Genomic DNA, 26,973 nt, shown 5'->3' on the forward strand with positions numbered 1-26,973 from the left:
CGGCTATAGAGGCGGTTGAGTCGTGGACGGCTCAGGCGGTCGTGCGGTCGTGGGGCCCGTGCCGGTGGGTGTCCCGGGGCGCTGCGGCGCTCCCTGCTTCCCGGGCCCGTGACACGAGGAACGCGGCCAGCGTGGCCGGGGCCAGGAAGCCCGCCATCAGCCCGGCCATGGGCAGTGCGCTGTCGTCACCGAAGAGCCCCGCCAGGGGGGAGGCCACGGCGCCGAACGTGAACTGCACGCTGCCCAGCAGAGCGGAGGTCGCGCCGGGTGCGTCCCTGCCCCGGCTCTGGGCGACCGTCGTGACCGCCGGGAAGAAGACGCCGAACGCCGCGATCGACACGAAGAGGCAGATCCACGTCAGGGCGAGGCTGCCCATTCCGGCGGCTTCGGCGGCGACGAGGAGCGCGGCGGGAGTGAGGGTGAGCACCATGGACCCGCGCAGCAACTCCTCGGCGCTGCGGCGCCGCACGAGCCGGCCGTAGGAGATGCTGGCCGCCATGTTCCCGATCGCGTTCGCCCCGTACACCAGGCTGGTGAGGCCGGCCGACAGGTGGTAGACGTCCTGGAAGACGAAGCTCGTGCTGCCGATGTACACGAAGATCGCCGCTCCGCCGAAGCCCAGGCTCAGGACCGGCGCCAGTACCGAACGCCGTGCGCAGACACGCCTCATGGACCGGACGGTCCCGCTCACTCCCCCGGACACGCGGGCGGTCGCGGGCAGGGATTCCGGCACCCACAGTGCCAGGCACAGCGTCAGGGCGAGGCCAACGAGAGCCAGCAGCACGAAGAGCCATCGCCAGGACCCGACGGAGAGCACGGCTCCGCCGAGCAGGGGAGCCACGATGGGCGCCACGGCGGTCACCGCGGAGAGCGCCGCGAACGCTCCCCCGATCCGGTCGTCGTCGAAGAGGTCGGCCACCACCGCCCGGGCCACCACGATGCCGGCGGCCCCGGTCAGCCCCTGCCCCAAGCGGGCGGCGTTGAGAATCTCCAGGGTCGGCGCGAGCCCGCACAGGAGCGAGAAGCCGGCGAAGGCGGCGGACCCCCCGATCAGGACCGGCCGCCGCCCGAGGGAATCGCTGAGGGGGCCCCATAACAGCTGTCCGACGATGATGCCGATGAGGAAACCGGTCAGCGAGATCTGGGCCCCGGCCGTGTCGGTGTGCAGTGAGCGCGCCATCTGCGGCAGTCCGGGGACGTACATGTCGGTGGCCAGCGGGCTGACGGCGCTGACCCCTGCCAGGGTGAGCATGACCCGTCGGCGGGCCGGTGGTCCCTGCGTGCGGCGGCCGGTGGGCGACACCCCGGGGGAGTCGCGGCTCGTCTTCCTCATGACGCGGTTCCGTGTCCTTCCTCGTCGGCACCACCGGGGTGGGCGGTTGTCAGGGGGGCGGTCTCGGCCAGCCTCACCATCAGGCCGGCGGCCAGTTCGAGCACGCCGCGCTCGGTCGGGGTCAGGGTCGCCAGTGCCGAGGCGAGCCAGCGGTTGCCCTCCTGAACGTGCCCGTCGAGCGCTTGGACACCGAGGTCCGTGATGGCGATGTCCTGGCTGCGGCGGTCCTTGCGGTTGGTCGTCCGGACGATGCGGCCCCGTTCCTCCAGCTCGTTCAGGACGCGGGTCAGGGACTGCGGCTGGAGCCCTTCGACGGCGGCCAGCGCGGTGGGGGTCAGCGGACCGTCATGGCGCAGGTTGGCCAGCACGGAGGCGGCCATGCGGGTGAGCGCCTGGCCGCGTCCGGGGTGCTGTGCGCGCAGGCGCGTCGCCAGTCGTGACACGCCGAGCCGTAGCGTCTCGGCCGTACGAAGTTCGTCTCCAGCTTCCACATTTACCAAGCTAACACTTGGCATTCTCTCGGCGAACTGGCTGACAGTGCGGTTCAAGCCACGAATATAAGAAGCAGTGACTTGTTATCCACGAGTGAGAAGGCCAGGGTGGAACCTCCAGCCCCGCCCCACCTGGCGTGGTCGCCGTCCCCGGGAGGACCTCTTGCTCTTACACGCCGTCAGTCGCTCCATGCGGCGTCGACTCGGCCTGGTGGCCCTGCTCCAGACCGGGCAGATGCTCGCGATGCTCTGGCTTCCCGCGCTGAACGCGGACGTCATCGACGACGGCGTGCTCAGAGGCGACAGTGGCCATGTCGTCGAACTCGGCATGGTGATGCTGGCCGTGACCTGTGCTCAGGTGCTCTGCGCGGGCGGTGCGGCCTACCTGAGCGCCACCATCGCGCTGGCCTGGGGACGGGAGCTGCGCCAGGCCGTTTTCTCCCGGATCCTGGCGCTGTCGGCCCACGAGGTGAGCCGTATCGGCCGGGCCGGTCTCATCACGCGTGGCACCCAGGACGTGCAGCAGATCCAGCAACTCGCCCTCAACGCCCTGACGGTCATGGTGGTCGCCCCGCTCACCGCGGTGGGCAGCGCCGCACTGGCCCTGCGTCAGGACGCCCCGCTGGGGCTCGTCCTCTCGGTGGTCCTGCCGACGCTCACCGTGGCGCTCTGGCTGGTCCTGCGCCGGACGCTGCCGCTGTCCGCCGCCGTGCAGCAGCGCCTGGACCACATCAACCGGATCATGCGGGAACGCCTCGCGGGCATCCGCACCACCCGGTCGTTCGATCGCGACAGCCATGAGGAGGCCCGCTTCCGGATCGCCGACCGGGCGATGATGCGCACCGGTCTCGCCCTCGGCCGGGCCCAGGCCCTGATCATGCCGACGTTCACCGTCGTCATCGAGCTGTCCTCGATCGCGGTGCTGTGGTTCGGCGGTGTGCGCGTGGCCGCGGACGACATCGAGATGGGCACGGTCATCGCCTTCCTGCACTACCTGTCCCTGATGCTCCAGGCGGTCATGATGGCCATGGGCGTCTTCCTCCAGGCCTCGCGCGCCGGGGCCAGTGTCGGGCGGGTACAGGAGGTGCTCCGGACCGGGGCCACCGTCGACCTGCCACGGCAGAGCGTGGGCAGGCCCGTCCACCCGCCGGGGGTGCTGATCGAATCCGTGGGCTTCCGCTACCCGGGCGCTCAGGACGCCGCGCTGCACTCGGTCTCGCTGACCGTGGCTCCCGGTGAGACGGTCGTGCTGACCGGCGCGGTCGGCAGCGGCAAGACGACCCTGCTGCACCTGGTGGCCAGGCTGGGCGACCCGGACGGCGGCAGGATCGCCGTGGGCGGGCGGGACGTGCGCGCACTGGACCGCGACACGCTGGCCGAGGCGATCGGCCTCCTCACACAACGGCCGTACCTCTTCTCGGGCACCGTGGCCGAACACCTGCGCCGAGGCGCCCCCGAGGCCGACGACCGGGCGCTGTGGCGGGCCCTGGAGCTGGCACAGGCCCGGGACTTCGTCGAGGCGACCGGTCACGGACTGGACGCCCCCGTGAGCGCGGGCGGCGCCAACCTGTCCGGCGGGCAGCGGCAGCGCCTGGCCATCGCCCAACTGCTCCTCAAGCGGCCGTCGGTGTACCTCCTCGACGAGCCCTTCTCCGCCCTGGACGCCGGCACCGCCGCACGGTTGCGCGCCGTCCTCGACGACGAGACACGCACCGCCGCGCGCCTCGTCGTCTCCCAGCACATGGCGACGCTGCGGGCGGCGGACCGCGTGGTCGTGCTGGACCGGGGCCGCGTGGTCGGACAGGGCCCGCACGCCGACCTCCTGGCGGACAACACCGTCTACCGGGACATCGTGCTCGCGCGCGGCGGCCGAGTGGAGGCGTCGTGACTGTCGGGAAGGGCCGTGCCGACGAGCACGAGAAGGAGGGGCCCCAGGAGAAGGCGCCGTCCGCCCGGCCGGCGCTGCGTCTGGTGACCGCCGCGGCGCACGACCGCACGAGGCTGGTCGCCTGTCTCCTGCTCAGCGCCCTCAGCGTCGGGCTGTCCCTGGTCGTCCCCCGGCTGCTGGGCGCGGTCACCGACCTCGTGGTGGCCGGTGTGCGCGGTGCCGGCGGTGTCGACCTCACGGCGGCCGGCAGGCTCCTGGTCCTGGCCGCGGTGCTCGTCCTCGCCTCGGCGGCCGCCGCCTGGGGGCGTGGCCGGCTGGCCCAGAGCGTGGCGCAGGGCACGGCCTACCGGCTGCGGGAGGCGGTCTCGGCCAAACTGTCCCGGCTGCCGATGGCCTACCTCGACGGCAGGCCGCGCGGTGACGTCCTGTCGAGGATGACGAACGACATCGAGAACACGTCGATGACCCTCCAGCAGGCCCTCACCCAGATCACCGCCGCGCTGCTCACCCTGGCCGGACTGCTCGCCGCCATGCTGTGGCTGTCCCCGGCGCTCACGGTGGTGGCGGTGGGCATGCTGGTCTCTTCCGCACTCGTCACGCAAGCACTCGCCCGGCACTCGCGTCCGCAGTACGCGCGGCAGTGGGATGCCGTCGGCGAGGTGAACGCCTTCGTGGAGGAGGCCGTCACCGGGCACACCGAACTCGTCGCCGGGGGACGCACGGACAGGGCCGGGCAGGCGTTCGCCGAGCGGAACCGCCGGCTCTACCGGGCCGGTCTGCGCGCCCAGTTCCTCGCCGGGGTGATGAGCCCCGCGACGACGTTCATCGGCTACCTCGGCTACGTGCTCGTCGCGGTCCTGGGCGGTGTGCGCGCGGCGAGCGGCGAACTGTCCGTCGGCGACGTCCAGGCGTTCGTCACCTACACGCTCCAGCTCGGCGGCCCGGCATCGGCCGTGGCATCCGTCGTGGGTGTGCTCCAGTCGGGCCTGAGCTCGGCCCGGCGCGTCCTGGTTCTCCTCGACGCGCCGGAGACGCACGAGCCCGCCAGGACGACCGCGCGTCCGCACGACGTCTCCGGGCGGATCCGGTTCGACGACGTCACCTTCGGATACACACCCGACCGCGTGCTCTTCGAGGGCCTCTCGTTCGAAGCGGCCCCCGGGGAGACAGTGGCGATCGTCGGCCCCACGGGCGCGGGCAAGAGCACGGTCGTCAACCTGCTCCTCGGCTTCCACGCGCCCTGGTCCGGACGCGTCCTGCTCGACGGCACGGACATCGCCGAGCTGCCCCGCGACATCCTGCACCGACGGGTCCGTGCGGTGCTCCAGGACCCCTGGCTGTTCACCGGGACCATCGCCGAGAACATCGCCTACGGAGTCGACCACGCGAGCGAGGACGACATCCGTCGGGCGGCCCGGGCGGCCCGCGCCGACCACTTCGTCCGGGCCCTTCCCCACGGGTACGCCACCGTGGTGGGCGAGGACGGCGGTGGTCTCAGCACCGGCCAGATGCAGCTCATCGCCCTCGCCAGGGTCTTCCTCTGCGACCCGGAGGTACTGGTGCTGGACGAGGCGACGAGTGCGGTCGACGCCCGCACCGAACTGCTGATCCGCGAAGCCACCGCCCGCCTGCGCCGCGGACGGACCAGCATCGTGATCGCCCACCGGCTGTCCACGGTCAGGGACGCGGACACCATCCTCGTCATGGAGGACGGACGCGTCGTCGAGAGGGGCCGGCACGCCGAACTCGCGGCCCGCAGCGGCCGGTACGCCGCGCTCCACGCCCGACTCGACGGCGGCTGGTCCGACACGACCACGTGAGGCCCGTCGGCGAAGCCCGCCGTCACCCGGTTTATCAGCTCCCGACCACTCCTTGAGCCCCGGCCAGCACGATGAGGCCCGTCGGACCCGGTCGGCGCAGGCGACCGGCGCTGGGGCATCGAGGCTGGGGAGTGAGCATGCGAGACCACCGCGTCATCCTGGTGACCGGTGCGACCTCAGGCATCGGAAAGGCCGTCGCGACACTGGCGGCGGAGCGCGGCATGCGGGTGGTGCTGAACTCCGCGCGCTCCCCGGACGCGGGCACCGAGCTGGCCGCCTCCCTGCCGGGCGCCCACTACGTCCAGGCGGACGTGGGCGATCCCGCGCAGGTGCGCACCCTCGTCGAGCGTGTCGAGCAGGAGTGCGGACGTCTCGACGTGCTGGTCAACAACGCCGGGGTGACGCGCCGCATCGCACACCGGGCGGTCGACGAAGTCTCGTACGACGTCTGGCGCGAGATCCTCGACGTGAATCTCATCGGGACGTGGTCGACGACCCAGGCCTCCGTGGACATGCTGCGGCGCGCACGCGGCGTCGTGGTCAACGTGTCCTCCGTGGCGGGGGGTCGTCCGGTGGGCAGCTCCATCCCGTACGCGGTCAGCAAAGCGGCCGTCAACCACATGACGCGCCTGCTGGCGGCCGCACTCGGTCCGGAGATCCGCGTCAACGCGGTCGCTCCGGGACTGATCGACACCCCGTGGACCGCGGACTTCGGCGACATCAGGGAGCACGCGGAGTCGGTGACACCCCTCCGCCGCATCGGAACCCCCCAGGAGGTGGCGGAGTCCGTGCTCTGGCTGGCCGGCACCTCATACACCACCGGCGAGGTCCTGGGCGTCGACGGCGGCGCCCACCTGGTCTGAACGGAAGGGCTGGACGACGGCATGGAACTGGCAGTGAACATCGGCCTCGACGGCGCCCTCCCCCTCGCCCGAGCGGCGGAGGAACTCGGATACCGGACCGTACTGGCCTCCGACAACTTCCGCAGTGACGCGCTCACCGTGCTGTCCTGCGTCGCCTCGCACACCCGGCGCATCGGCCTCCTGCCCGGAGTGCTGCAACTCCCGGCCAGGAGCCCCGCCGCGACCGCCACCGCGGCCGCGTCGCTGCACGTTCTGTCGCAAGGTCGCTTCAGCCTGGGCCTGGGGGTCTCCAACCCGGACGTGTCGGAAGGGTGGCACGGGGTCGCGTTCGAGCACCCGCTGGGCCGGCTCAGGGAGTACGTCACCATCGTGCGCAGGGCTCTCGCCGGCGAGGAAGTGCGCTTCAGCGGTGAGCACTTCCGTCTTCCGGCAGGCGATCGGCACCGCAACACGCCCCTGCGGCTCGGCATGGCCCCCGGGGACGCCCGCGTTCCCGTCTACCTCGGGGCCTCGAGCCCGGGGACACGCCGGCTGGCCGGGGAGATCGCGGACGGGTGGATCGGCGCCTTCACCACCCCCGAGGACGTGGCCGACGCGGTGACGCAGATCGGCCGGGGCAGCGTGGGCGGTACCAAACGGCCCTTCGATGTCCTGCCCTGTGCGGCCACGTACATCGACGACAGCGTCGAGCGGGCCGCCGCTGCCTTGCGGACGCACTACGCGGGCCTACTCGGCGTCGGAGACCCCGCGACGAACTTCTTCTGCCGGCTCCTGCGCCGGTACGGCTTCGCCGACGCCCCCGAGGAGATCCACGCCAGGATGCGCGCCGGCGACCGGGCCGCGGCCGCCGCGGCCGTCCCCCTGGAATTCATCGACATGACCGCCCTCGTCGGACCGCCCCGCCGGGTGGCCGCTCGGATGCGCCGGTACGCCGACGCCGGTGCGAGCTGTCTGGGAATCATGATCACGGCGGCACAGGTGGAGACGCCGGAGAAGATCCGGCAGTTGAGCGAGGCCAAACGGGCCCACGCCCTGTTCATGGCGGAACGGGCCACGGCCTGCCCGCCGCCGGGCCGCCCGGTTCACCACCCCGCGTAGCGATCCCCGAACCGCCCTCCGGACGGAAGGAAACATCTCATGTCCCTGTGGGGAACTGCCGTCGAGCCACCCGCCGCCGTGGCCGACCTCGCCGCGACGGCGGCGAAGTACGCGGAACAGGCCGAGGAGCAGCGCAGACTGCCGCCGGACGTCGTGACGGGACTGCGCGGCGCCGGCTTCGCCCGGCACTTCGTGCCCACCGCCTTCGGCGGCTCCCAGGGCGGCTACGAAGAGCTCCTCGACCTGGTCGTCCCCGTGGCGGCCGCCTGTCCCTCGACGGGGTGGAGCGCGTCGATCGCCGCCCACACCGGACGCATGGCGGTCCATCTGCCGGAGCGGGGGCGGCGCGAGGTCTGGGGCGAGCATCCCGACGCCCTGATCGCCGGGGCGCTCGTGCCGTGCGGGACCGCCACGCGGGTGTCCGGCGGCTGGCGGGTCACGGGACGCTGGGCCTACGTCAGCGGAGCCGACTACTCCGACTGGGCCCTGATCTGCGCCCCGGGCGCCGTCGGCAGCGAGTCACAGCCCTGGTGCTTCGTCATTCCCCGGGAGCACTACGAAGTGGCGGACACCTGGTTCAGCGTCGGGATGCGGGCCACGGGCAGCAACACCGTGGTGGTACGGGAACTCTTCGTACCGGAGCACCGGTCCTTCACCCGGGCCGCCCTCGAAGCCGGACTCCGGGCCGGTGACGGGCCGGTGAGCTGCCGTGCGCCGCTCAAGGCGGTGAACGGCCTGTCCTTCGCTGGGCCTCTGTTGGGCGCCGCGCGGGGACTGGTGGAGCACTGGGTCGACTGGATCGGCCGCAAGGTCGACACGCACACCGGAGCTCCCGCCCGCGACCGTGTCTCGGTGCGCACCGTGCTCACCCGCAGCAGCGCCGAGGTCGAAGCCGCCGCTCTGCTCCTGCGCTCCATCGCCCGGGCGGCGGACTCGGGTTCCGATCTCCGCTCGGCCGTCCCCCGGCACCTGAGGAACTGGTCGTTCGCCACCGAGTTGCTGCGCGACGCGGCCGAGCGGATCTTCGTGGCGTCGGGCACCGCGGGGCAGGACGAGGGCGACCGGGCCCAGCGGTTCTGGCGGGACATCCATTCCGGCGCCAGCCATTTCGCCCTTCAACTGGAACAGGCGAGCGGCCCGTTCGCGCAGGCCGTCTTCGCCCCGTCGAGTCAGCACCCACCGACCGAAGCGAAGTGAGGACGACACCATGGACCACACCCCGCGGGATCAGGCCTCGTACGACAGCGACGGCGGCCACGTCCTGTTCATCCTGCTCGACACCCCCGGCCCGAAGGAACAGCGCGACCTCGCCGCGGCCGTGCAGGAACACATCGACACGTGGGTGCGCCACTGCCCCGGGTACGTCTCGACGCGACTGCACCTGGCGGCGGACGGCCGGACGGTCGTGAACCACGCGGAATGGACCGACGAGGACCACTACCAGCGCAACTTCCTCCAGGATCCGCGCAAGCGGGAGCTCGACGCCTCCATCGCCCGGCACGCGACCTCGGCGCCGAGGCCGATCCCCTGCCAGGTGTTCCGGCATGACTGACGACACGGCGGGCGCGCCGCGCGTCCGCCCGGCCGAACTGGTCGGGGTCTGGCAGCTGGTGGCGTTCCGTGAAGTCGACGACGAGGGCGGCGGCACGGTCGAAGGTCCGCTGGGAGCCGATCCCGGAGGCCTTCTCATCTACGAACCGAACGGCGCCATGTCCGTGTCGATGATGCGACGCGCCGGACAGCACGCCGAGGCCGCCGGACCGGCTGACGGGCGGCCGCGCACCACCGAGTACATGGGATACGCGGGCACCTGGCGGCTGGAGGGGACACGGCTAGTGCACCACGTGGAGGTCAGCACCCACACCTACCAGCTCGGGCAGGACCTCGAGCGCGAGGTACGCCTGCGGGGGGACCGGCTGGAGCTCATCGGCCGGGCACCGGTCGGGGGTCGCGTCCGGCAGCGTGTGCTGACCTGGCGACGCCGTACGTCGGACGGGGCCGACGGGGCGCCGGCCTCCGCCGGATACGCCAGGGGCCCGGGATGACGTCCGCGGAAGGGCTCAGCGGGAAGGTTGCAGTGGTCACGGGTGCCGGCCGGGGGATCGGCCGCGCCGTCTGCGAGGAGTTCCTCCTCGCCGGCGCGTGCGTGGTCGCGGGAAGCCGCACGGCCGGGGCGGACCTTGCCGACCTGCCCGTTGCGGATGCGGACCGGCTGTACGCCGTGGACGTCGACCTCGCCACCCCCGACGGCCCCGGTCGCCTGGTCGGCACGGCCGAACACCGCTTCGGCCGAGCGGACATCCTGGTGAACAACGTGGGCGGATTCCCCGGCGGGGAGCCTCGCTTCGGCGGCTTCCGGTCGGTCTCCGACGACGACTGGATGCACACGGTCGAGTTCAACCTGCTGACCACGGTGCGCGCGGTCCGGGCCGTCCTGCCCCTGATGCTGGAACACTCCGGCGGCTCGATCGTCAACGTCTCATCGGTCAACGCGCGGCTTCCCGCGCCCAACGTCGTCGACTACGCGGCCGCCAAGGCCGCCCTGAACAGCCTGTCGAAATCCCTGTCCGCCGAGTTCGCGGCAGAGGGCATCCGCGTCAATACGGTCTCACCGGGTCCCGTGCGCACGCCCCTGTGGACGGCTCCGGGCGGGCTGGCGGAGCAGGCGGCCGAGGCCATGGAGCTCACGGACGGCGAAGCGGCCATGAAGGCCATGGCCGACGGCATCGGCGGGATCCCGCTCGGCAGGTTCGCGGAGCCCGGCGAGGTCGCCCGCCTGGTGCGGTTCCTGGCGGGACCGGCCGCCGCCTACATCACGGGGAGCGAGGTCGTCATCGACGGCGGCCTGCTGAGAACCGTCTGACCGCCGTCGGCGGTTCCGAGTGCGTTCCCACCCGATTGAACACTCCACAACAGACGGAGGATCCATGAGTGCACAGCAGCGCGAGGTGGTCCTGGTGACCGGTGCCACCAGCGGCATCGGCATGGCCATCGCCCGGCAGTTCGGCCGGCGCGGCGCGAGCCTGTACATCTGCTCGCGTGACGAGGAGCGGCTGAACGCCACACTGAAGACCCTCCGCGACGAGGGAGCCGAGGTCGACGGCGAGACGTGTGATGTGGCCGAGCCCGAGGACGTGCGCCGGTTCGTCGCGTCGGCGGTACAGCGCTACGGGCCGGTGGACGTACTGGTGAACAACGCGGGGCGCAGCGGCGGCGGGGCCACGGCCGAACTCTCCGACGAGCTCTGGTACGACGTGATCAACACCAATCTGAACAGCGTGTTCCTCATGACCAAGGAAGTGCTGACCAAGGGGGGCATGCTGAAGAAGGAGTCCGGACGGATCATCAACATCGCTTCCACGGGCGGCAAGCAGGGCGTCGTCCACGCAGCCCCGTACTCCGCCTCGAAGCACGGAGTCGTCGGGCTCAGCAAGGCGCTCGGCCTGGAGCTGGCCCGCACCGGCATCACGGTCAACGCGGTCTGCCCCGGCTTCGTGGAGACGCCCATGGCGGAACGCGTGCGGGAGCACTACGCGGCGATCTGGGGGGTCTCGGAGGAGGAGGCCTTCGAGCGCATCACCAACAGGGTGCCGATCGGCCGGTACGTCACCCCTGAGGAAGTGGCCGCCATGGTCGAGTACCTCACCGGTCCGAGCGCCTCGGCGGTCACGGCCCAGGCCCTGAACGTGTGCGGCGGGCTGGGCAACTACTGAGCCCGACCGCCGGTGAGGCAGCACTGGGAAGGGACCACCATGGCCTTCAGCGGACCGCTCGAACCGATCGACCTGGACGACGACGTCCTGGCGGAGTACCTGCGCGAAGCGGATGTACCCGCCCTGTTGCTGACGCTGGTACAGCTCACCGGCGATCTCTCCCTGCTGCCCTCGGGCACGGCGGGGCGCGGCTGGCTGCACCAGGAGCAGGGCGGGCTGTCACCGGACCGGCAGGACGCCGTGCGGGCCAGGGCCCTGCGGGTGCTGCGCGATCTGCGGGACCGCCGCTTCCGGGCACCTCCTTCGGCACCGGACCCGGATCTGCTGCACACCGCCAGCTCATGGGTCATGGGCCGTGACACCACGGACCTCATGCCGCTGCTCAGGGAGCAGGTGCAGCCACCCGGCTCGGACACCGGCGCACCGGACTGGAAGCTCGACGAGACGGCCGCGCGGGACTTCCGGGTGGTCATTGTGGGAGCCGGACCCAGCGGACTGCTCGCGGCCCACCGGCTGTCCCAGGCGGGGGTTCCGTTCGTGGTGTACGAGAAGAACGCCGAGGTCGGCGGGACGTGGCTGGAGAACACCTACCCCGGGTGCCGGGTCGACGTCCCGAGCCATCTCTACACCTTCGCGTGCGCCACCCGGACCGACTGGCCCGAACACTTCTGTACCCAGGAGGAACTGCTGGGCTATTTCCGGACGTTCGCCACGGAGTTCGGGCTCTACGAGCACATCCGGTTCCGCAGCGAGGTGACGAGCGCCCAGTGGGACGAACAGCGGCGGGAGTGGTCCCTGGAGGTGACGACGGACCAGGGCCCGGTGCGGGACCGGGCCCGGGCCGTCATCAGCGCGGTGGGGCAGCTCAACCGGCCGCGGCTGCCGGACATCCCCGGGCGCGACACCTTCACCGGGCCGGCCTTCCACTCCGCGCGCTGGGACGCGTCGGTGGATCTCGCCGGCCGACGGGTCGCCGTGATCGGCACTGGGGCCAGTGCCTTCCAGTTCGTCCCGGAGATCGCCGAGGCGGCGCGCCACCTGCTGGTCTTCCAGCGCACCCCACCGTGGATGCGCCCCAGCCCGGACTACGGCAAGCCCCTGTCCGAGGGCGCCCTGTGGCTGTTCCGGCACGTTCCCCACTACGCCATGTGGTACCGCTTCGTGCTGGCGGCTCCCGGACTCCAGGGGGCGCCCTGGGTCGTCGACCCTCGGTACCCGGTGTCGGAGCGGGCCGTGTCGGCGGAGAACGAGCGGGTCCGAGCGGTGCTGGTCGCCGCCATGGAGGCCCAGTTGTCGGACGCCCCCGAGCTGCTGCCCCGGGTCATCCCCGGCTATCCCGTGGGCTCCAAGCGGGTGGTCAGGGACAACGGCCGGTGGTTCGCCACGCTGAAACGCGACGATGTCACCCTGGTCACCGAGCCCGTCACCGAGATCGACGCGGGCGGGTTGCGCACGGCTGACGGCGCCCGGTACGCGGCGGACGTCATCGTCTACGGCACCGGTTTCCAGGCCGACCGCTTCCTGGAGCCGATGTCCGTGACGGGCCGGGGCGGAGCCGATCTGCACAAGTCCTGGAACGGCGACGCCCGGGCCTATCTCGGCACGACCGTTCCCGGCTTCCCCAACTTCTTCTGCCTCTACGGCCCCAACACCAACCTCGTGGGGCAGGGCAACAGCATCCTGTTCTTCTCCGAGTGCGCCGTGACCTACGTGATGGACGCGCTGCGGCGCCTCACCGGCCCGGGGCGCCCGTGCATGGAGGTCCGGCAGGACGTGCACGACCGCTACAACGCCTGGATCGACGAGGCCACCCGCGAACGGGCCTGGGGCTGGACCTCCGTACGCACCTGGTACGTCAACGAGCACGGCCGTTCGCCGCAGAACTGGCCGTTCTCCGCGCTCGAGTACTGGCAGCGCACCCGTGCCGTCGATCCGGGCGACTACCTCATGGAATGAGCGTCTCACCACCCCGTCCCAGGAGCGTCTTGATGTCTGCCCCCACTACTCGCCGGAACTCGGTCGAGACCGGGCCGCCACCGCCGTTCGATCCCGAGCTGGCGGCCGAACTGCCCTCGCTGACCGCGTCGGTGCCGTCCTCGATCACCAGCGACATGATCCCCGAGCTGCGCAGGCGCAGTCCCCGGGGACCCACGGACGAGGAGCTGTGCCGTCACGGAGCGTTCACCGTCGAGGAGCGATCGGCCCCCGGACCGCCCGGGGCTCCCCCGGTCCCGCTGCTCGTCTGCCGTCCCACCCGGGCCGCTGCCGCCACCGCGGCGGTCTACTACATCCACGGCGGCGGGATGTTCTTCGGTGACAACCGCTCCGGACTGGCGGACATCATGGACTGGGCCGGGGAGTTGGCGCTCTCGGTCGTCTCGGTGGAGTACCGGCTGGCGCCGGAGACACCCCACCCCGGTCCGGTCGAGGACTGCTACGCCGGTCTGCTCTGGACGGTGGCGCGCGCGGACGACCTGGGCATCGATCCGGACCGGCTCGTACTGGCCGGGCGCAGCGCCGGCGGCGGTCTGGCCGCCGCGGTCGCCCTGCTGGCCCGTGACCGCGGTGGCCCTCGGCCGGCCGGACAGCTGCTGGTCAGCCCCATGCTCGACGACCGCAACGACAGTGTCTCCGGGTGGCAGATGTCGGGCCGTGGGGTCTGGGACCGGGCCAGCAACGAAACCGGCTGGGCGGCCCTGCTCGGCCCGGCCCGCGGCGGTCCGGACGTGCCGTACTCCGCCGCGCCGGCCCGGGCCACCGTCCTGTCGGACCTGCCAGCGGCGTACCTCGACGTCGGTTCGGCGGAGACCTTCCGTGACGAGAGCATCGCCTACGCGGACCGTCTCTGGCGGGCGGGTGGGCAGGCTGAGCTGCATGTGTGGCCGGGGGCCTTCCACAACTTCGACGCCCTCGTCCCCCGGGCCCGAATCTCGCGGGAGGCCCGGAGGGCACGCCTGGGCTGGCTGCGGCGGCTCCTCGGCGCACAAGGCCGCGCATAAGGGCCGGTGCGGGCATGAACGAGCCCCGGTGGATCGTCGATCCACCGGGGCGTCCGCGGTTCCCGCCGGCCGGCTCGTGGCCGGGTTCTCCTGCGCTCAGCCGGCGGCGGCCCTGTCCGGTGCCCGTACGTGGTCGTGCCCGACCACCCGGGACCTTGTCCTGAGACGTCCGTTCTCGTAGGCGAGGACGTCACTCACCACACAGCTCGGCGCGATCTCCGGAATCCGCTCGCCCTCGGTGGTGACGACCAGCGCGTACATGGTGGTCTCGATGGTTCCGTCCCCTTTGTCCACCACCCCCAGCATGTTGAACCAATGACGTCGCTGTACCCGGCGGCCCTCGAAGCGCCTGTGGAACTCCTCGAGTTCCCTGACGATCCCCGCGGGAGTACGGGCCGCCGGCCGGCCAGGAGTATGAGTGAATTCTCCGTCAGGCGTGAACGTCGATGCATACCCCTCGAAGTCTCCGTCGTCCAGCATCCTCATTTGCTCCGCGTAGAACTGCTGGACAGTCACGTACAGGTCGGTGAAGCTCTGTCCGGATTCCATGCTCTGCAGGATGTGCGGTGTTCCTAGAGGGCCACTCAAGGAACGCATGCGGCACCCACGACCGCGCGCGGAGGGTCACGAGGGAGGGGCGACGAACCGGAAGCCCACACCACGGACGGTCTCGACCCAGTCGCGGTGGCCCAGCTTTCTGCGCAGGGCGGCGATATGGGAGTCAAGGGTCCGGGACCTGCCCACCCATTGTTCGGCCCACACCGTTTCGCCGATGTACTGACGGGTGAAGACCCGGCCGGGTGAGGAAGCCAGCAGAACCAGGAGTTCGAATTCCTTGCGCGTCAGACTCACCGGGGCGCCCCCCACCGACACGACGTGTTGCCGCAGGTCCACCAGCAGCGGTCCGTGCCGCAGGACCTCGTTCTGCATGGTCGGTATCTGGTCGTCCCTGGCGGCGCCCGCCGTTCCGGGTCGGGCGACCTGTTGTGAGGTGCGGCGCAGCACCGCCGTCATTCTCGCCAGCAGTTCGTGGAGCCGGTAGGGCTTCACGACGTAGTCGTCCGCGCCCAGTCTCAGGCACAGCACCTGGTCGAACGAGTCGGAGCGACCGGTCACGGCGATGATCGGGACGTGGGTGCGGTCGTGGAGCCGGCGGCACAGTTCGAGGCCGTCGATGTCCGGCAGGTTCAGATCGAGGAGAATGATGTCCGCGGTGTCGGCATCACGCAGCGCTTCCAGGCCCAGCGCGAGATGCCGGACACTCCAGCCGTGTTCCTCCAGCCCTTCCGTCAGCGCTTCGGCAACGGCTAAGTCGTCTTCCACCAGAAGAGCCTTCACTCACAAACCCCGTTCGGTGACTCGTGTACATCGGTCAGGCCCCCCTCTGTTACCGCCATCCATAGTGCCCTCCGCCCGCTCCTCGGTACACAACGGGCTCCACCCGTAAGCGGAGCCTTTTCCGGATTGGCGGCCTTTTGCCATGGCAAGACGCCGACAACTGTCCGAAACACGTCGTGTCCCGAGGAACTCCCCACTCCCTGACCGTGGCGGTGTTCGTAACGGTGTGTGTGCCGGCCTGGTTGCTCGTTTACATTCGGATGAGCGAGACATCGGACGACTCGTCGCTGGAGGAGGCCACCGAGTCGTCCGCCGAGGGTGCCGAGTGGCGTCGGTGACCGGATACGGGGAAGGGGGACCGTACGGGTACTGCCGACTGGGGACGTGGAAGTCGGCCTGGCTGCGCGGCCGGGCACCGCGGCGAGCCGCCGGCGGCAGCTCGGGCGTGCTGACGTTCTCACCGCCATCCTCGGTGTCGGCGATCGGTTCGGTGGCTGAGGGAAGCCGCTAAGGAAACGGAGGCTTCAGTGCGCGCCAGAGTACTCACGGCCCTGCTCGCCTTCGCGGTACTCGCCCTCGCCGGCTTCACCGTGCCGCTCCTGACCCTCACCGCATCCGAACGCACTCAGCAACTGACAGTGGCGCGCTCCGGCACCCTGGACCGTTTCGCCACGCTGACCGACCAGGCCGAGCGCACCGGCGACACCAGGGCGCTCGTCGCCGAGGCCACGCGCTACACCCAGCTCTACGGGGAGGCCGTCGTGATCGTCGACGCCCATCGGGCGCCGGTGGCGCAGACCGGCGGCATGCGGGCGTCCGACCCCGTGGTGGGCCGGCTGGTGGACGCGGCACTGCGCAATCAGCCCGTGTCCCCCACGAGCACGCTGCGCCCGTGGAATCGGGACGACCGGCTGTTCGCCCGGCCTGCGGGCAGCGGGACACGGGTGACCGGCGCCGTCGTCCTGCGTGCCTCGGTGGACGCCGCCGCTCATGACATCTCCGTCCGCTGGGGCCTCATCCTCCTGGGCACGGGCCTGGTCGCCGTGGCCTGCGTCGTGCTCGCGCTGGCCGCGACCCGCTGGGTGGTGCGTCCATTGCACCGCCTCGACCGCGCGGTCGGTGAACTCGCCGCGGGCCTCCCGCCACGGCAGACCCAGGTCGGCGGGCCGCCCGAACTGCGCAAGCTGGTCACCGGCTTCAACCGCATGGCCGACACCGTCACGGCCGCCCTGGATCAGCAGCGGCGTCTGGTGGCCGACACGTCGCACCAGCTGCGCAATCCTCTGACGGCTCTGCGACTGCGGGTCGATTCGCTCGGGTCACGGCTGCCCCCCTCCGCCTCCCGCACCTACTCGGGGGTGACCAGCGAACTGGAGCGCATGGAGCGGCTCCTCGACGATCTGCTCGCTCTCGCCACCGCGGAGCAGCGGGCCGGGGAGCTGACCGTCAACGGCAGGCGGAGAGACGAGCGCTGTGACGCGGCCGCGGTCGCCTCGGACCGGGTCCAGCTGTGGCGGCCGGTGGCCGACCAGGGCGGCGTGTCGCTCCGGGCGCACGACTCGCCGATCGCCATGGCGGCCTGCACGGAGACGGAGCTGGCCCAGGTGGTCGATGTCCTGGTGGACAACGCGCTCAAGTACGCCGGCCCGGGGTCCGAGGTCGTGGTCGACGCCGCCTGCGAAGGCCCCTGGGCGGTGCTGGAGGTCCAGGACAACGGCCCGGGTCTGACGAAGGAGGAGCTCGCCCACCTCGGTGACCGCTTCTGGCGGAGCGGCCGGCACCGCACGGTGCGCGGCAGCGGTCTGGGGCTGGCCATCGTCGAGCGGATCGCCGCTGGACGGGGCGGACGGCTCGACTTCCGTGCGGTCTCCCCCCACGGGTTGAGCGTGCGGGTCTTCCTGCCGCGGGCCCCGGCAGGGACCCGCTTGGGGGACGGCCCGGGCAATGCCCCGTGCACGTCGTGCGGTCCCCCGCCCGAGGACACGAGGCTCACGGCCGGGGTGCCGTGCGCTCGCCACCGGCCGTCGGTGATGTTTCCGGGCCCGGACCAGGTGGGGGGTCGGGTGGGTTGACCGTGATCCGTCGCAGGCCCCTGCTGCGATTCGGCCTGGCCGCCGTGTCCACCGGTGGGCTGCTGAGCGGTCTCACCGCGGACGAGCCGCACCTGGGCACGGACCGGGCGGGCGTCCTGCGCATCGCGTCCGGCGAACCGAGCGGGTTCTACGCGGCGTTCAGCCGTCTCCTCGCCGCCGAGTGCGCCGAGGCCGTTCCGCCCATGATCTGTCGCCCCGTGTTCACCGAGGCCAGCGTGGCCAATGTGGGACTGCTGGGCACCGGACGTGCCGAACTGGCGATAGCTCTGGCCCACACGGCAGCGGCCGCGATGGCGGGCAACGCGCCCTTCCACGGGCGCACGCCGCTGCGCGCGCTGGGCCGGGTCTACGAGAACTACCTGCAACTGGCCGTACGCGCGGACTCGGGCATCCGCAGTCTTCCGGAACTGGCCGGGAGGACCGTCTCGCTCGGAGCCCCGGAATCAGGCGGGGCGGCACTCGGCGGGCAGTTGCTGCGCGCGGCCGGCCTGACGCCGGGGAAGGACGTACGGGTCGTCCATCTGTTGATGCCAGAGGCGGCGCGTGCCCTGCGCAGCGGCACGATCGACGGCCTGCTCGTGGCGGGAGGCGTGCCCCTGCCGCTGCTGTCGGGGCTGGACACCCGGCCCGGCTTCCGGCTGCTCCCGCTGGCGGACCTGCTCCCCGGGCTGCGCGCCCTGGGCGGACCGGACGACGACTGGCTGGAGGAAGTGACCGTGCCGTCGGACGCCTACCAGGGAACGGCCGGTGTCGCCACGATCGGTGTGGCCAATCTCCTTCTGTGCCGTCCCGATCTCCCCGACGCAGTGGCCGCGGCGGTCACCAGGCTCCTGGTTCTCCGCGCCGACCGCCTGGTCCCCGAGGAGTCGGTTGGCACACAGTTCCTCGACGCGCCGAGCCTCATCGCCACCGGCGCCGTTCCGCTGCATCCCGGTGCGGTCGCCGCCTACCGGGAAGTGCACGGCTGAGTTCCGGGCTGCGGACGCTACCCGGCGCGCTGGGCACGAATCATGTCCCGGTACCAGTAGTAGCTGGACTTCGGGATCCGCCGCAGATCGTCGTAGTCGACGTAGACCAGTCCGAACCTCTTCGCATAGCCGTAGGCCCACTCGAAGTTGTCCAGCAGGGACCAGCAGAAGTAACCGCGGACGTCCACTCCCTCCGCCATGGCGGCCTGGAGCGCCCCGAGATGGGCGTCGACGAACTCGATGCGTTCGGGGTCGGGAACGGAGCCCGTCGCGTCGACGACGTCGCGGTACGCCGCGCCGTTCTCGGTGATGTAGACCGGAGGCAGTGCGTAGTCCTCGTCGAGCCGGCGCAACAGCCTGGTCATCGCGGCCGGTTCGACCGGCCACCCCATCGCGGTGCGCGGCAGCTCCGCCGGCGCCACGCGCTCCACGTCGATGTCGGCCGCCGTCCGGAAGGCGGGGTCCGGGTCCGCCGTGGGCGCGTACTTGGCGTAGGCCGGTGCGTAGACGTTCACCCCGAGGAAGTCCAGGGGCTGCCGGATCAGCGCGAGGTCGTCCGCATCGCGGAATCCGAAGTCGCTGATCTGCGACCACACCTCCGGTTCCCCCTTGGGCCAGGTTCCGCCCAGGAGCGGATCGGTGAACACCCGGTTCTGGAGAAGGTCGAGCCGCTCGGCGGCGGACAGATCGGCCGGGTCCTCCGAAGCCGGCGTGACGTCGCTGAGGTTGAGGGTGATGCCGAACTTCTCCTCGCCACGTTGCTGTGCCCGCATCGCCCGCACGGCGAGTCCGTGCCCGACCATCAGGTGATGTGCGGCCGCCAGTGCTCCATGTCCTTCCCGGGCGCCGGGAGCGTGTTCGCCGGTGGCGTGCCCCAGGAAGGCGACGCAGTAGGGCTCGTTGAGGGTCGTCCACCAGGTGACGCGGTCGCCGAGCGCGTCGTGCACGAGCGCGGCGTACTCGGCGAAGCGCTCGGCGGTGTCCCGGACGCGCCACCCGCCACGCTCCTCCAGGGCCTGGGGCAGGTCCCAGTGATAGAGCGTCGGCCATGGTTCCACTCCCTCGTCGAGGAGTTCGTCGACCAGCCGCTGGTAGAAGTCGATTCCCCGGCGCTCCACCGGTCCGCGGCCCTCCGGCTGGATCCGGGGCCATGCCACCGAGAAGCGGTACGCCCCCACTCCGAGATCACGGGTCAGCGCGATGTCCTCGCGGAACCGGTGGTAGTGGTCGCAGGCGACGTCACCGTTGTCCCCCCGGGCGATGGTCCCCGGCGTGTGGGAGAAGACGTCCCAGATGGATCGGCCGCGGCCGTCCTCGTCGACGGCTCCTTCGATCTGGTAGGACGCCGTCGACACTCCCCACCGGAAATCGGCCGGGAACCTACGCAAGTCCTTCTCGGCAGACAATGTTTGCAGCCCTTTCCCTCGAAACAGCGGGCAGAACACTCACGTGCCGATCGTCGTGGCGTCGATGACGAGGCGGTACCGCGCGTCGCCGTCCCGGACACGGCGGTACGCCCACTCGATCTCCGCCGCGTCGACCACTTCCACCTCCGTGGAGATGTCGTTCTCCGCGCAGAACCGGAGCATCTCCTTGGTCTCGGCCGACCCTCCGATCATCGAACCGGCGATGGCCCTGTTCCCCGCGATGAGCGAGAACGGGTCACAGCTGAGCGGGACCCCCGGGGCTCCGATGTTGACCAGGACCCCTCCGGGCCGGAGCGCGGCGAGGTAAGGGTCCATGTCCAGCGGCGCCGAGACGGTGTTCAGCATCAGGTCGAACCGGTTCCGGGAACCGCCGAGACCGGATGGGCCCTCGGTCGCCAGGTGGTCGACCGCTCCCAGCCGCCGGGCGTCGGCACGTTTCTCGCCGCCACGGCTGAGGGCGGTGACCTCGGCCCCCATCGCGGCCGCCATTCTCACCGCCAGGTGCCCCAGCCCGCCGATGCCGACGACGGCGACCTTCCGGCCGGCGACCGGACCCCAGCGGCGCAGTGGCGAGTACACCGTGATCCCGGCGCACAGGAGCGGGGCGGCACCACTGAGCTCGATGCCGTCCGGGATGCGGTGCACGAACGGCTCCCGGACGACGATGCTCCGGCTGTACCCGCCGTAGGTCAACGATCCGTCGTAGGCACGGGAGTTGTATGTTTCGACGACCCCGTCGACGCAGAACTGCTGCTGGTGGCCGACGCAGTGCTCACAAGTCCCGCAGGAGTCGACCATCACGCCGACGCCGACGCGATCTCCCACCCGGTACGCCGACACGTCCTCACCCACGGCGCCGACCACGCCGGAGATCTCGTGTCCCGGGACCATCGGGAAGACTCCGTTGTCCCAGTCCCCCTGGACCCGGTGGAGGTCGCTGTGGCAGATCCCGGTGAAGGCGATATCGATCTGCACGTCGTCGCCACGCGGTTCGCGCCGGTCGAGCGTCGTGGGGACGAAGGGGCCGCCCGCGACGTCGACGGCCAGAGCGGGCGTCTTCATGACCGGGACCCCGCCGGTCCTGCGGGACAGCTGGTCACGACTCACCTCGCAGCCATGCGACCTGTTCCGCGGACAGGTCGATCTCGACGGCCCTGAAGCTCGCGCGCGACTCCGCGAGCGTCTTGGGCCCGTACATGGCGAACGTGGGGAAGGGCTGGTGCAGTACATAAGCCACGGCGATCGCCGAGGGCGAGACTCCGTGGTCACGGGCCAGCTTCTCGGCTCGCCGCTTCCGCTCGAAGTTCTCGCACCCGTAGAAGCACCGCACCAGCAGTTCGTCGGTCAGGTCCGAGGGATCGGCCCGGACGAAGAAGTTGCGGGAGCGGGCCGACCAGGCGAGCAGGGGCATCTGCCGTTCGGTCAGCCAGCGCATCGACTCCGCGTCGCACGCGTCCAGGCAGCCGGGCCACGGCAAGTCGTGGGGCTCGGCGAGACCGAAGTAGTTGCTGAGCACCGAGAAGCCGCGTTTGCCGTTGGCGCGTGCCCAGGCGTTGGCCTCCTCCACCCGTTGGATCGACCAGTTCGAGCCGCCGAAGACGCGCACCAGGCCGGCGTCCGCGTGCTCGTTGAGGACGTCGACGAACTCGCCGGCCGGTATGTCCTCGTTGTCGCGGTGCAGCAGGTAGACATCGAGGTGACCGGTGCCCTGTCTGTCCAGGGACTCCAGGAGCTGACGGCTCAGCGCCTCCGGGTTGCAGTCCGGCGTGTGGGCACCCTTGCCGATCACCACCACGTCGTCACGGATGCCACGGTCGGCGATCCACTTGCCCAGTCGGCGCTCGGCCTGGCCGTCGAGATAGAAGTGGGCGGTGTCGAACACGTTGCCGCCGAGCGTGACGTAGTGGTCGAACAGCGCGGACGCGGTGGAGAGATCGGGCTGGTGGTCGCATCCCATGACGATCCGCGAGAGCGGCTTGTCCAGCCCCTCGATCCGCCCCGGGCCGCGGTGGTCCGCCCCACCGACCGGCGCGGGGACACTCAGCGGGTACGCGGACACCGTGGTGATCGTCGCGTCGTCCCGCTCGAACGGGTAGCGGACCCCGATCGCCGCGCGCCACCGGTCGAGAGCCGCGGTGTTCCCCAGGGAGTCTTCATTGCTGAGCTGCTCCGGCTCCGGGCCGCGCACGCTCTCGGCGAAGGCGTCCATCTGAAGCGCGTACGCGCCCGACGCAGGGAACGTGCGCTGTTCCGGCAGGTGTCCGACACGGCGGATGATCACCTGAGGACTCGTGGAGAGCGCCCAGGGGTCGAGCATCTCGATCGTGCCCTTCGACCCGACGATCTGCACGGTGTTGTTGTCGACCATGCGCACACCGGTCCGCAAGGACGCCGTCACCCCGTTGCCGAACCGCATCCGCGCGATCGCCCACTCGTCGACGCCGGCTTCGCCTACGCTCCCGTCGGCGGTGAGGCTCACCGGCTCAAGGAAGTCGACTCCCGCCGCGGCACCCGCGATCGCACGCGCGATGGACATCGGATAACACCCGACATCCAGGATCCCGCCACCGGCGAGCTGCGGATCGAACAGACGCCCGGTGAGGCCTCCCGCGTCGGGGATGACCAGGTCGGCGGTGACGATCGTGGGCGCCTTCGGGTCGGTGGGTACGAAGAAGGCGAATCCCGCGTCGATGTGACGCACCTCGCCGATCTCACCGGTGCGCACGAGTTCACGGGCCGCGGCCATTTGCGGGTGGAAACGGAACATCATGGCCTCGACCACGCGGACTCCGGTGTGCTGCGCGGCGTCCACGACCGCCATCGCCTGCGCGTGGTTGACCGTCAGCGGCTTCTCGCACAGCACGTGCTTGCCGGCTGCGACGGCCCGCATGGCGAGCCGGGCGTGCGTGGTGTGGACCGTGGCGATGTAGACCGCGTCCACCTGGGCAGAGCTGAGCACGTCGTCTTCGGTGCCCCAGATCGGGTCGCCCGCGAAGAGGTCGCCGACCTCGTCGCAGAGCAGGCGGGCCTGCTCCGGATCTCGGTCGCCGATCGCGCGCAGCTCGCACCGCCGGCTGTCCGGCAACTGTTTCAGGAACCGGCGCGCCATGTTTCCGGAGCCGAGGATCGCCAGGCGCAGTGCGGCCGAGTCCTTCTCGTTCTTGATCGTGGGCATGTCCGTCCTCGATTCGTTGGGGCCGACGGTGGCCGGGAGACGATGCGCCGGGATCTACGACACGGCCAGTTCCGCCCAGGCCGCTCCGCCGTCGTACCTGGTCACCAGCACCGCGAGAGTCGAGGCGCCCCGGTGCGGAACATGCCCTGCGAAGGAGCCGTCCGGTTGCGGATCGAGCGCCACGACCTCCGGTGGTGAACCGGGGAAGACGACTTCGACCTGCGTGGCTTCGGTGTCGTCCCACCGAACGAGGACGTGGTCCCGTTCCGGTACGGCCGTTCCGCACCGTTCGGCGCTCGGCGCGTCTTTGCCGGGCTCGGGAAACGACGTCGCCAGCGCGGCCGAGGGGACCTCGCCCCGCAGGCACGCGTCGAACACCGTGAGGAAGCGCCGGGCCACGGCGTCCCAGGTGAACCGGCGCGCCACCGCCACAGCTCTCGCCCGGAGGGCCGACACCCGTTCCGGGTCGGTTTCCATCAGCTTCACCAGATGGCGCAGGCCCTCGTACACCTCCTGCGTCAGCAGCGGATCGTCGACACGGAACGAGCGCCGCACCGCGAGACCGGCGGCTCCAGGCGACTCGAGGTCGAACGCGTGCTGGAAGTGCGCCATGCCCCGCTGTGCCGTGGCGACCGGGATCGTTCCCGCCGACATGGCCTCGCCCATCGCCATCACGAACGTGTCCAGCTCGAACTTGGAAGGGAACACCGACAGATCGCTCGCCAGCGCCCAGTCCATCAGCTCGGTCGTCGTCCTCGCCTCGGTGCGGACCCGCACGAGGTCGGGGTACCGGGATGCCAGGCCGGTGAGGTCGGCGTCGTCGAGCGGCCCGGCGGTGAGGCAGTGCAGCAGCACGTTGCAGCGCACACCGTCGTCGAGAAGCCGCGCGACGGCCCGGAAGACCTCCTTCTGGCCCTTGTGCTGCAACGCGTAGCGCCCGGCGTGGTAGATGGTCGGCAGGCCTGGGTCCAGCCCCAGCCCGCCCAGGGTCCGGCGGCGCCGGTCGCCGGTTCGCTCGACGGTCAGCCACTCGTCGCCGATGGCGCAACCGCAGACGACCAGGCGGTCCTTGTACCGGCGCAGTTCACGCGCGACGGCGAGTTCCGCGAAGAGCTGCTCGAAGGGGGTGCCGCCCTGCGTGAGCAGGTGCTGCATCTGTCCCTCGGAGAGGAAGTCCAGTGCCGCGACCGCGCGGAGCACGACCGCGAGCGTACTGACGTGGTCCGCCGCCGACTCCGTGGACTGGTCGGCGTAGAGCGCGGTCCGCGGCAGGTACGCACGCATGGCCCGGTGCAGGTACGAGTCCAGCGGAGGATCGACGAGTCCGTCGGTCACCGAGGCGTCGGCTCCCAGGTGTTCGAGAACTCCCCGCACTTCCGGCCCGTACACCTTCATGTTCACCGGGTGGTTCGTCTGCACCGTCGACACCACGGTGAGCCCGCGGCCGGCGAGTGCGGCCGGCAGCAGGTAGTGATAGCGGGGTTCATGGAGGTGCACCACGGTCCCCGGGGATTCCCGGTCGGCCAGATAACGGGCGGCCGCTATCTGGAAGGCCAGGGGCTTCAGGAATCCGATGTCTTTTCCCTCGTGTTCCGCCGGAGGGTAAAGAGCATCCGAATACAGATCGAGCAGGCCGCCGCTCAGGAACACGATCGGGATACCGTCCACCGTTATCCGGGAGGCGCGAACCGAGAGGCGGAGACGGACGGTTTCGGGGTGACTGTTCCAGACGCACGGGTCCAGCCGGACCGGCACCTCCTCGTCCAGCTCCCAGGGCAGATCCTCCACCGGATGCCTCGCGGCCAGAGTTCCGAGAAGACCATGAGCAGGGGTGACCGCACTCACATCATGGCCGGCGTCCCGGAACTTCCGGACCAGGTTCCACAGATAAACCGACGTGCCCGCTCGTACGAGGCTGTCGTCGAAGCCCGTGAACTCGTAGTGGCACTCAACAATCCGCAAGGGATCAGTCCTCTTCTCGAGAGCGTGTGACACAGAGTCGGGCGCTCCACTCGAACGTCACTCGAGGATCAATCGAGAAGGAATGGAGGCAGGGCAAATTCCCGGAAGCTCTTGACCGTTCACTGACGTGCGGTCTTGAATCAGTAGCCCCATCCCTGGGGGAGAGCACATTGGCAACCTTTTTTCTGGCCGTCCATACGCGCCCCGCACCAGGCAAGGAACCCGAGTACCACCGCTGGTACGACGAATTCCATCTCGATGAGGTGCTACAGGTCCCGGACTTCGTCACTGCCGAGCGATACGCCCTCGTCGAGAGCGACGATCCGCACGTTCTCGGCCCGGGAAGCCACCTCGCAGTGTTCACCGTCACCACGAACGACATCGCCGCCACCATGACGGCCTTCCGGCACGCGCAGAAATCGATGGCACAGCCCGACTGCCTCGATGCCGACAGCGTCGCCCTGTCCTGGTGGCGTCCCGTCGGGAGCACCAAGGGCCGGCACAGCCATGTCTCGATGCGAGGAAAGGCTTGACGAACATGACAGTCCAGTCCGATTCGACGTCAGAGGCTTTACGCCCCCGCCGCACCGTGGCGGAGCCAGCCCGCCACAGGGGGTACGCACAGCACACCTGGCAGGTCAGCACCAGCAAGGAAGTCAGCTACGAAGTCGTACTGAGCCCCGGCCTGCTCGACCCGTCGAACTCGACGCTGGCCACCGCGGGCGGCCCGGCGGGAGCACGGTCCGGGCGCCGCCTCGTCGTGGTCGACGCCACCGTACACAGGCTGTACGGGGCGCGGATCAGCGCGTACTTCGCCCATCAGGCAGTCGAGCACGAGATATGCGTGGTCGACGCGCACGAGTCCGTGAAGAGCATGGATACGGTCTTCGAGATCGTCGCCTCGATGGACGCCTTCGGGATCTCCCGCCGCCGCGAACCCGTCATCGCCATCGGCGGCGGTGTCCTCACCGACCTGGTCGGCCTGGCCGCGAGCCTGTATCGCCGGTCCACTCCCTACATGCGCGTGCCCACCACCCTCATCGGCATGGTGGACGCGGCCATCGGCGCGAAGACCGGGGTCAACTTCCGCCGGCACAAGAACCGTCTGGGGACGTACCACCCCTCCGCCGTCACCTTGATCGACCGGGAGTTCCTGCGGACGCTCACACCCCGGCACCTGCGGAACGGGATCGCCGAGATCCTCAAGATGGCTCTGGTCAAGGACGCGGCGCTGTTCGAGCACTTGGAGGCGCACGGCCCGCGCCTCGTCGACGAGCGGATGCAGTCGGCGGGTTCGTCCGACGGCGCGGGGGTGGCGGAAGAGGTGGTGGCACGGGCCATCGGCGGCATGCTCGAAGAACTCCAGCCCAACCTCTGGGAGCACGAGTTGCAAAGGCTCGTGGACTTCGGGCACTCGTTCTCGCCGGCGATCGAGATGACGGCACTGCCCGAGTTGCTGCACGGCGAGGCCGTCTGCATCGACATGGCGTTCAGCGCCGTGCTCGCCCACCGGCGGCGGTTGCTCGACCGGGGTGACCTGACGCGGATCCTGCGCGTCATGGACCGACTGGAGCTGCCGGCCTGGCACCCGGTGTGCACACCGGAACTCATGGCCGGGGGGCTCGCCGACACCGTCAAGCACCGGGACGGCAAGCAGCTGCTGCCGTTGCCCGACGGGATCGGCCGGGTCCGCTTCGTCAACGACGTCAGCCGTACGGAGGTGGACGCGGCCCTGGACATGCTGGTGGATCTCCGCGGGGGCGCGGACGTGCCGGCCATGACGTCCGGAAAGCGAGGAGCGTGAC

At 70.7% G+C, this 26,973-nt stretch carries 23 protein-coding genes; 15 read left to right on the top strand and 8 right to left on the bottom strand.

The window, feature by feature from the left end; genetic code table 11:
- Nucleotides 1–31: 31 nt before the first annotated feature.
- Both GTY47_RS08495 and GTY47_RS08500 read right to left on the bottom strand, forming a co-directional pair.
- On the bottom strand, nucleotides 32–1,333 hold the full coding sequence (locus tag GTY47_RS08495; RefSeq protein WP_010034363.1) for a multidrug effflux MFS transporter: 1,302 nt from the start codon (nucleotides 1,331–1,333) through the stop codon (nucleotides 32–34).
- Nucleotides 1,330–1,824, bottom strand: coding sequence for a MarR family transcriptional regulator (locus tag GTY47_RS08500; RefSeq protein ID WP_231911102.1), 495 nt, complete (start codon nucleotides 1,822–1,824; stop codon nucleotides 1,330–1,332). The genes GTY47_RS08495 and GTY47_RS08500 overlap by 4 nt, the downstream gene beginning before the upstream one ends.
- Nucleotides 1,825–2,014: 190 nt before the next feature.
- Here GTY47_RS08500 and GTY47_RS08505 point away from each other — a divergent pair, with 190 nt between their 5' ends.
- The 11 genes from GTY47_RS08505 (at nucleotide 2,015) to GTY47_RS08555 (ending at nucleotide 14,205) form a co-directional block, all read left to right on the top strand.
- Complete coding sequence (locus tag GTY47_RS08505) at nucleotides 2,015–3,712, top strand: ABC transporter ATP-binding protein (RefSeq protein WP_029180780.1); 1,698 nt, start codon at nucleotides 2,015–2,017, stop codon at nucleotides 3,710–3,712.
- Nucleotides 3,709–5,532: an ABC transporter ATP-binding protein gene (locus GTY47_RS08510; RefSeq protein ID WP_010034378.1), complete on the top strand. Its 1,824-nt coding sequence runs from the start codon at nucleotides 3,709–3,711 to the stop codon at nucleotides 5,530–5,532. The genes GTY47_RS08505 and GTY47_RS08510 overlap by 4 nt, the downstream gene beginning before the upstream one ends.
- Nucleotides 5,533–5,669: 137 nt before the next feature.
- Nucleotides 5,670–6,395 (top strand): SDR family oxidoreductase, encoded by a 726-nt coding sequence (locus GTY47_RS08515; RefSeq protein WP_010034380.1) that lies wholly within the window; start codon nucleotides 5,670–5,672, stop codon nucleotides 6,393–6,395.
- A gap of 21 nt (nucleotides 6,396–6,416) precedes the next feature.
- Nucleotides 6,417–7,493: an LLM class flavin-dependent oxidoreductase gene (locus tag GTY47_RS08520; protein ID WP_010034381.1), complete on the top strand. Its 1,077-nt coding sequence runs from the start codon at nucleotides 6,417–6,419 to the stop codon at nucleotides 7,491–7,493.
- A gap of 39 nt (nucleotides 7,494–7,532) precedes the next feature.
- Nucleotides 7,533–8,690 carry an acyl-CoA dehydrogenase family protein gene (locus tag GTY47_RS08525; protein WP_010034382.1) on the top strand — a complete coding sequence of 386 codons (1,158 nt, stop codon included), beginning with the start codon at nucleotides 7,533–7,535 and terminating at the stop codon, nucleotides 8,688–8,690.
- A 10-nt stretch (nucleotides 8,691–8,700) separates the two neighbouring features.
- Nucleotides 8,701–9,045: an antibiotic biosynthesis monooxygenase gene (locus GTY47_RS08530; RefSeq protein ID WP_010034383.1), complete on the top strand. Its 345-nt coding sequence runs from the start codon at nucleotides 8,701–8,703 to the stop codon at nucleotides 9,043–9,045.
- Nucleotides 9,038–9,538: a lipocalin-like domain-containing protein gene (locus GTY47_RS08535; protein ID WP_010034384.1), complete on the top strand. Its 501-nt coding sequence runs from the start codon at nucleotides 9,038–9,040 to the stop codon at nucleotides 9,536–9,538. The genes GTY47_RS08530 and GTY47_RS08535 overlap by 8 nt, the downstream gene beginning before the upstream one ends.
- Nucleotides 9,535–10,356 carry an oxidoreductase gene (locus tag GTY47_RS08540; RefSeq protein ID WP_029180781.1) on the top strand — a complete coding sequence of 274 codons (822 nt, stop codon included), beginning with the start codon at nucleotides 9,535–9,537 and terminating at the stop codon, nucleotides 10,354–10,356. Before GTY47_RS08535 ends, GTY47_RS08540 begins: the two co-directional genes overlap by 4 nt.
- Nucleotides 10,357–10,420: 64 nt before the next feature.
- Nucleotides 10,421–11,206, top strand: a complete 786-nt coding sequence (locus tag GTY47_RS08545; RefSeq protein WP_010034390.1) for a 3-oxoacyl-ACP reductase — start codon at nucleotides 10,421–10,423, stop codon at nucleotides 11,204–11,206.
- Nucleotides 11,207–11,245: 39 nt separating this feature from the next.
- Entirely contained in the window at nucleotides 11,246–13,162 is a 1,917-nt protein-coding gene (locus GTY47_RS08550) for an NAD(P)/FAD-dependent oxidoreductase (RefSeq protein WP_010034394.1), read from the top strand.
- 32 nt (nucleotides 13,163–13,194) lie between these two features.
- Nucleotides 13,195–14,205: an alpha/beta hydrolase gene (locus tag GTY47_RS08555; RefSeq protein WP_010034396.1), complete on the top strand. Its 1,011-nt coding sequence runs from the start codon at nucleotides 13,195–13,197 to the stop codon at nucleotides 14,203–14,205.
- Nucleotides 14,206–14,301: 96 nt separating this feature from the next.
- Here GTY47_RS08555 and GTY47_RS08560 read toward each other — a convergent pair whose 3' ends face one another.
- Nucleotides 14,302–14,754 (bottom strand): nuclear transport factor 2 family protein, encoded by a 453-nt coding sequence (locus tag GTY47_RS08560; protein ID WP_010034398.1) that lies wholly within the window; start codon nucleotides 14,752–14,754, stop codon nucleotides 14,302–14,304.
- 75 nt (nucleotides 14,755–14,829) lie between these two features.
- Entirely contained in the window at nucleotides 14,830–15,528 is a 699-nt protein-coding gene (locus GTY47_RS08565; protein WP_010034399.1) for a response regulator transcription factor, read from the bottom strand.
- Between the two features lie 542 nt (nucleotides 15,529–16,070).
- On the opposite strand from GTY47_RS08565, the gene GTY47_RS08570 reads away from it, so the two are divergent.
- Both GTY47_RS08570 and GTY47_RS08575 read left to right on the top strand, forming a co-directional pair.
- Nucleotides 16,071–17,615, top strand: a complete 1,545-nt coding sequence (locus GTY47_RS08570) for a HAMP domain-containing sensor histidine kinase (RefSeq protein ID WP_010034400.1) — start codon at nucleotides 16,071–16,073, stop codon at nucleotides 17,613–17,615.
- A gap of 2 nt (nucleotides 17,616–17,617) precedes the next feature.
- Nucleotides 17,618–18,604, top strand: coding sequence for a TAXI family TRAP transporter solute-binding subunit (locus GTY47_RS08575; RefSeq protein WP_102514756.1), 987 nt, complete (start codon nucleotides 17,618–17,620; stop codon nucleotides 18,602–18,604).
- A 17-nt stretch (nucleotides 18,605–18,621) separates the two neighbouring features.
- On the opposite strand, the gene GTY47_RS08580 is transcribed toward GTY47_RS08575, so the two are convergent.
- The 4 genes from GTY47_RS08580 to GTY47_RS41820 are packed head-to-tail and all read right to left on the bottom strand — an operon-like array spanning nucleotide 18,622 to nucleotide 25,201.
- Nucleotides 18,622–19,992 (bottom strand): GH1 family beta-glucosidase, encoded by a 1,371-nt coding sequence (locus GTY47_RS08580; protein ID WP_029180785.1) that lies wholly within the window; start codon nucleotides 19,990–19,992, stop codon nucleotides 18,622–18,624.
- A gap of 57 nt (nucleotides 19,993–20,049) precedes the next feature.
- Complete coding sequence (locus tag GTY47_RS08585) at nucleotides 20,050–21,093, bottom strand: NAD(P)-dependent alcohol dehydrogenase (protein ID WP_010034407.1); 1,044 nt, start codon at nucleotides 21,091–21,093, stop codon at nucleotides 20,050–20,052.
- A 34-nt stretch (nucleotides 21,094–21,127) separates the two neighbouring features.
- The gene (locus GTY47_RS08590; RefSeq protein ID WP_010034409.1) at nucleotides 21,128–23,206 is read right to left on the bottom strand and encodes an aldo/keto reductase; all 2,079 of its coding nucleotides are present in this window, start codon (nucleotides 23,204–23,206) and stop codon (nucleotides 21,128–21,130) included.
- 54 nt (nucleotides 23,207–23,260) lie between these two features.
- Nucleotides 23,261–25,201, bottom strand: coding sequence for a glycosyltransferase (locus GTY47_RS41820; RefSeq protein ID WP_158688383.1), 1,941 nt, complete (start codon nucleotides 25,199–25,201; stop codon nucleotides 23,261–23,263).
- 137 nt (nucleotides 25,202–25,338) lie between these two features.
- Here GTY47_RS41820 and GTY47_RS08600 point away from each other — a divergent pair, with 137 nt between their 5' ends.
- Together GTY47_RS08600 and GTY47_RS08605 are read left to right on the top strand one after the other, a co-directional pair.
- Nucleotides 25,339–25,701, top strand: a complete 363-nt coding sequence (locus tag GTY47_RS08600; protein ID WP_010034413.1) for a hypothetical protein — start codon at nucleotides 25,339–25,341, stop codon at nucleotides 25,699–25,701.
- Between the two features lie 56 nt (nucleotides 25,702–25,757).
- The gene (locus GTY47_RS08605; RefSeq protein ID WP_010034415.1) at nucleotides 25,758–26,972 is read left to right on the top strand and encodes a sedoheptulose 7-phosphate cyclase; all 1,215 of its coding nucleotides are present in this window, start codon (nucleotides 25,758–25,760) and stop codon (nucleotides 26,970–26,972) included.
- Nucleotide 26,973 lies beyond the last annotated feature (1 nt).

The organism is Streptomyces sp. SID5464 (assembly GCF_009862985.1).
Taxonomy (GTDB): domain Bacteria; phylum Actinomycetota; class Actinomycetes; order Streptomycetales; family Streptomycetaceae; genus Streptomyces; species Streptomyces chartreusis_D.